Source organism: Streptomyces sp. ICN903 (genome assembly GCF_022015835.1).
GTDB lineage: Bacteria > Actinomycetota > Actinomycetes > Streptomycetales > Streptomycetaceae > Streptomyces > Streptomyces fenghuangensis.
In genome coordinates, this window is the sequence record NZ_JAKMAY010000348.1 from 1 (window position 1) to 5,407 (window position 5,407).

The window sequence follows — 5,407 nt, forward strand, 5'->3', positions numbered from 1 at the left end:
CCACCGTTCCGCCGCCTCGCCTCCGCCCCTGCTCGGCCCGCCTGTGCCGTGCGACGCGAAGCGGCTGGTGGGAGGGGCGATGGGACAGCCCGGCCGCCCTCGGATAGCGTCGGGGTATGAGTCATCCACACCCTGAGCTGAAGCCCGCCCCCAAGCTGCCCGAGGGAGGGCTGAGGGTCGTCGCCCTGGGCGGCCTGGGGGAGATCGGCCGCAACATGACCGTCTTCGAGTACGGCGGCAAGCTGCTGATCGTCGACTGCGGCGTGCTCTTCCCCGAGGAGCACCAGCCCGGCGTGGACGTGATCCTGCCGGACTTCACCTCCATCCGCGACCGCCTGGACGACGTGGTGGCCGTGGTGCTCACCCACGGCCACGAGGACCACATCGGCGGCGTGCCGTACCTGTTGCGCGAGCGGGCGGACATCCCCGTCGTCGGCTCCAAACTGACGCTGGCCTTCCTGGAGGCCAAGCTCAAGGAGCACGGCATCAAGCCGCGCACGGCGCGGGTGCGCGAGGGCGACCGGCGGGGTTTCGGCCCCTTCGACTGCGAGTTCGTCGCGGTCAACCACTCCATCCCCGACAGTCTGGCCGTCGCCATCCGCACCGGCGCGGGCCTGGTGCTGCACACCGGCGACTTCAAGATGGACCAGTTCCCGCTGGACGGCCGCATCACCGACCTGCGCGCCTTCGCCCGGCTCGGCGAGGAGGGCGTCGACCTCTTCCTCACCGACTCCACCAACGCCGAGGTCCCCGGCTTCACCACCGCCGAGGCCGATCTGAACCCCGCGATCGAGCAGGTGATGCGCACCGCGCCCCGGCGGGTCATCGTCTCCAGCTTCGCCAGCCATGTGCACCGCATCCAGCAGGTGCTGGACGCCGCCCACGCCTACGGCCGCAAGGTCGCCTTCGTGGGACGGTCGATGGTCCGCAACATGGGCATCGCCCGTGAGCTGGGTTATCTGAAGGTCCCCTCCAGCCTGGTGGTCGGGATGAAGGAACTGGAGAAGCTGCCCGACCACAAGGTCACGCTGGTGTGCACCGGTTCGCAGGGCGAGCCGATGGCGGCGCTGTCGCGCATGGCCAACCGCGACCACATGATCCGCATCGGCAAGGGCGACACCGTGCTGATGGCCAGCTCCCTCATCCCCGGCAACGAGACCGCCATCTACCGGGTGATCAACGGGCTGACCCGATGGGGCGCCAACGTCGTCCACAAGGGCAACGCCAAGGTCCACGTCTCCGGCCACGCCAGCGCCGGCGAGCTCGTCTACTGCTACAACATCGTCAAGCCCCGCAACGTCATGCCGGTGCACGGCGAGTTCAAGCACCTCAGGGCCAACGCCGACCTCGCCATCCGCACCGGTGTCGACCCCGACCGGGTCGTCGTCGCCGAGGACGGCGTCGTCGTCGACCTCGTCGACGGGCGCGCCTCCATCACCGGCAAGGTGCCCGCGGGCAACGTCTACGTCGACGGCATGGAGGTCGGCGGCGCCACCGAGGCGTCCCTGAAGGACCGGCTCACCCTCGCCTCCGAGGGCGTGGTGACGGTCGTCGCCATCGTCGACGCCGACACTGGGGCGCTGGCCGAGCCCCCGGACTTCCTGGCCCGCGGCTTCGTCCACGACGAGGACACGTTCGCCTCGGCCGTTCCGGTGATCGAGAAGACCCTGGCCTCGGCGGCCGAGGAGGGGGTGGGGGACGCGCAGCAGCTCGAGCAGCTCATCGCCCGCTCCGTGGCGTCCTGGGCCTTCCGCACCTACCGCCGCAAGCCCCTGATCATCCCCGTCGTCATCGACGCCTGACCGCACCGCACCGCACCGGACCGCACCGGAGGGCGACCGTATGAGCATGCGCTTCGAGGAGATCGACTGGCGCCCCACCCCCATGGGCGACATCAGCCTGCGCCGCCGCCTGGACCCGGTGACCGGCCGGGAGGTGTACGAGGTCAAGCTCGGTGACGAGTTCCTCATGTCCAGCCTCTTCACGGCCGGCGAGACGGAACTGGCCCGCCTCGGCCTGGCCGCGCTCCCGTGGGACGCGGCCGGGCCGGACGCGCCCGGGCTGGACGTGGCCGTGGGCGGGCTCGGTCTCGGCTACACCGCACGGGCCGTCCTGGAGGACCCGCGGGTGCGCTCGCTGGTCGTCGTCGACGCCCTCCCCGACGTCATCCGCTGGCACCAGGAGAAGCTGGTGCCGCTGGGCGAGGCGCTGGTGTCGGATGGACGCTGCCGGCTCGTGCGGGGCGACTTCTTCGAGCGGGCCGCGGGCACCGAGGGGCTGGACCCGCGGCGGCCGGGCGGCCGCCTCCACGCGATCCTGCTGGACGTCGACCACTCGCCGCGCCATGTGCTGCACCCGAGCCACGCCCCGTTCTACGAGGAGGCCGGGCTGCGCGCCCTGTCGGAGCACCTCCACCCCGGCGGTGTCTTCGCCCTGTGGTCCGACGATCCGCCGGACGAGGAGTTCACCGCCGTACTGGGGCGGGTCTTCACCACCGCCGAGGCCCATGTCGTCCGCTTCGACAACCCCTACCGGCCGGGGGAGGAGTCGGCCAACACCGTCTACGTGGCCGGGAAGGGCGCCGGAACGTAGCGGCGGCTGAGCCCTCCTCAGGTCTCCCCCCAGCGGGTGCGCCCTCATCCGCGGGGCGGACACGGTCCGCCGTGGCGGACGAAGCGCGGCCGCCGTGTCCAGGGCCAGCATGTACGTCATGACGACAGCGACCGCCCCTCTCCCCGCTCCCGCACCTGTCTGGGCTCGCCGCGCCGCCCACGCCGTCGCCCTGTGCGCCGTCCCGTCCGGTCTGTGGCGCATCGCCATGGCATCCGGTGTCCATGTGGGCTACAGCGACCAGGTGCTGCGCGACGTCTTCGACATCCCGGGCTGGGGCATCGCGTACGTCGTCGGTCTCTCCGTCCTCACCGAACTGGCCGCTCTGTTCCCGCTGCTGCTCGTCAGCGACCGGTGGAGGCCGCTGCCTCCCAGGATCCTCGCCCCGCTCGCCTGGACCGCCTCGGGCGTCCTGGTCCTGGTGGCGGTGTGGCAACTCGTGGTCGCTCTCACCGTCGAGAGCCGGACGTACATGTCGAGCGGTACGGCACAGACCGTCTGGGGGATCGCTTTCGCCCCGCTGTTCGCGATCCCGGCCCTGATGATCACGGTGACCTGGTCGTACGCGAAGCGGCACCGGACACGGGGACAGGCGTGACCTCCGCCACGTCCTTGACGCGCCGGCCGACACCGTGCCACCGCCTTCCGGTCCGGCGAGCATGGTCGGTGGCCGCGCCGCCCAGCGGTCGGTTCCGGTCACCGTCCTGAGCGGTCGGAGCGCAGGCCGGGACGGAGCACAGGGTCGGCCTTGTTGTTCGCCCGGCGCCGGAGGTGAGAGGCGGCGGCGCCTCGGAACCTACCCTTACGTGAGAATGGATTCGGGATTCGGGCTCGCCACCGGAATCCGCTGACCGACCTCTCGGTCCGGGAGAGAGCCAGGGGGAAGTGGTGCGGGGCCGCGACCGGTCCCCCGATCCGGTCGCGGCCCCGCGGCTGGGAGGGGCGGTCACGCGCCGCAGCAGCCGCCCGCCGGGGCCGTGCCGGTCTGGTCGGTCTGGCCGGTCTGCGCGGCTTCAGCCGTGGCCGGTGCGGCGGCCGTGGCGGCCGTGGCGCTAACGGTGAGCTGGACGAGTTCTGGCGCGGGGGCTGCGCAGCAGCCTCCGCCGTCGCCCTCGGCCGCCTCGGGGGCGTCGAAGAGACCGGCGCCGCCGCACACCCCGGTCTCCGGCAGGGTCAGCTCCACCCGGTCGGCCGACTCCAGATCGTCGGCGAGGGCGGCGACGACCGAGCGGACCTGCTCGTAGCCGGTCATGGCCAGGAAGGTCGGGGCGCGGCCGTAGGACTTCATGCCCACCAGGTACACGCCGGGCTCGGGGTGGGACAGTTCGCGGTGGCCGTGGGGGTAGACGGTGCCGCAGGAGTGGACGTTGGGGTCGATCAGCGGGGCGAGCGCCACCGGTGCCTGGAGTCGCTCGTCCAGACCCAGGCGCAGCTCGGACAGGAAGGACAGGTCGGGGCGGAAGCCGGTGAGGACGATGACCTGGTCCACCGGCTCCAGCCGCCGCCCGTCCTCGCCCGTCAGTACCAGGCACCCGGCGTCGTCGCGCTCGATGGTGTGGGTGCGGAAACCGGTGACGGCGTCGGCGTAACCCTGCTCGACGGCGGCCTTGGCGGCGAGCCCGAGGGCGCCGCGGGCGGGGAGCTGGTCGGCCTGGCCGCCGCCGAAGGTGTTCCCGGAGATGCCCCGGCGCAGGATCCAGGTGGCGTGGGTGCCCTCGCCGCCGTCGGTGCGGGCGAGGTCGGCCAGGTAGGCCAGCGCGGTGAAGGCGGAGGCGCCCGAACCGATCACGGCCGTGCGCTTTCCGGCGTACCGGGCGCGGACGTCCGGGTCGGCGAGGTCGGGGACGCGGTAGGCGATGCGGTCGGCCGCGGCCTGCTCGCCGAGGGCGGGCAGGCCGTCGCCCCCGGCCGGGCCGGGGGCGGTCCAGGTGCCGGAGGCGTCGATGACCGCGCGGGCCAGGGTGCGCTCCTCGCGCCCGTCGGCGTACCGGACGTGCACGGTGAAGGGCTGGTTCTCGCGGTCGGCGTCCACCACGCGGTCGCGCCCGGCGCGGGAGACGCCGGTGACGGTGGCGCCGTAGCGCACCCGCCGGCCGAGGGCGTCGGCCAGCGGCTGGAGGTAGGAGGCGGCCCAGTCGCCGCCGGAGGGGTAGGCCGAGGCGTCGGGCCGGACCCAGCCGGTGGGGGCCAGCAGCTTCTCGGCGGCCGGGTCGATCACCTCGCCCCAGGGGGAGAACAACCGCACGTGGCTCCACTGCCGCACCGCGCTGCCCGCTGCCGGTCCGGCCTCCAGGACCAGTGGCTCGATGCCGCGTTCGGTCAGATGGGCGGCGGCGGCCAGGCCGACGGGACCGGCTCCGATGACGACGACCGGGTACTGCTGGGCACTCATGGCGTTGGCTCCCCACGGGAACGGGCGGCCCGGCGGACCGCTGCTTCGATTTCCGTCGATGTCTGAAGCCTGCCACGCTGAATCGACGAACGTCAAGATAGACGCACATCGAAACAGAAGTCCGGTGCCGTCCGGGCGGCGTGAGGTCAGTCCGTCTGCGGCAGGAACGGGCTCGGGGCCCCGCTCCAGGTCACGCTCAGCGCCTCGCGGGCACGCGTGCAGGCCACGAACAGCAGGCAGCGCTCCCGGAGCAGATCGGCCTCGTGCTGCAACGGGTCCACCTCGCGCGGGGTGATCTCGCGGGCGAACGGCACGGCGCCCTCTCCGGCGCCGATGACGGACACCGCCCGGAACTCCAGCCCCTTCATCGCGTGCATCGTCGCCAGCCGTACCCCCTCGGCCCCC

5 protein-coding genes are annotated in these 5,407 nt (G+C 72.8%); 3 read left to right on the forward strand and 2 right to left on the reverse strand.

The genetic code is table 11. The features are described from left to right. Window positions 1-116 precede the first annotated feature (116 nt). The 3 genes from L7D48_RS25195 (at window position 117) to L7D48_RS25205 (ending at window position 3,208) form a co-directional block, all read left to right on the forward strand. The gene (locus tag L7D48_RS25195) at window positions 117-1,802 is read left to right on the forward strand and encodes a ribonuclease J (protein ID WP_237882812.1); all 1,686 of its coding nucleotides are present in this window, start codon (window positions 117-119) and stop codon (window positions 1,800-1,802) included. Window positions 1,803-1,842: 40 nt separating this feature from the next. Beyond that, window positions 1,843-2,592: a spermidine synthase gene (locus L7D48_RS25200; RefSeq protein ID WP_237882814.1), complete on the forward strand. Its 750-nt coding sequence runs from the start codon at window positions 1,843-1,845 to the stop codon at window positions 2,590-2,592. A 109-nt stretch (window positions 2,593-2,701) separates the two neighbouring features. After that, window positions 2,702-3,208, forward strand: coding sequence for a hypothetical protein (locus L7D48_RS25205; RefSeq protein ID WP_237882818.1), 507 nt, complete (start codon window positions 2,702-2,704; stop codon window positions 3,206-3,208). A gap of 348 nt (window positions 3,209-3,556) precedes the next feature. Here the strand turns inward: L7D48_RS25205 and L7D48_RS25210 are convergent, their stop codons facing one another. Together L7D48_RS25210 and L7D48_RS25215 are read right to left on the reverse strand one after the other, a co-directional pair. Then, the gene (locus L7D48_RS25210; protein WP_237882816.1) at window positions 3,557-5,002 is read right to left on the reverse strand and encodes an FAD-dependent oxidoreductase; all 1,446 of its coding nucleotides are present in this window, start codon (window positions 5,000-5,002) and stop codon (window positions 3,557-3,559) included. A 146-nt stretch (window positions 5,003-5,148) separates the two neighbouring features. Beyond that, window positions 5,149-5,407 (reverse strand): 3'-5' exonuclease (locus L7D48_RS25215; RefSeq protein WP_305853174.1); only part of this gene is annotated, 259 nt, incomplete at its 5' end.

Excerpts from the sequence above, each read along its gene's own strand:
- L7D48_RS25195 (WP_237882812.1), top strand. The coding sequence starts at position 117 with ATGAGTCATCCACACCCTGAGCTGAAGCCCGCCCCCAAGCTGCCCGAG.
- L7D48_RS25200 (WP_237882814.1), top strand. The coding sequence starts at position 1,843 with ATGAGCATGCGCTTCGAGGAGATCGACTGGCGCCCCACCCCCATGGGC.
- L7D48_RS25210 (WP_237882816.1), bottom strand. The coding sequence starts at position 5,002 with ATGAGTGCCCAGCAGTACCCGGTCGTCGTCATCGGAGCCGGTCCCGTC.
- L7D48_RS25205 (WP_237882818.1), top strand. The coding sequence starts at position 2,702 with ATGTACGTCATGACGACAGCGACCGCCCCTCTCCCCGCTCCCGCACCT.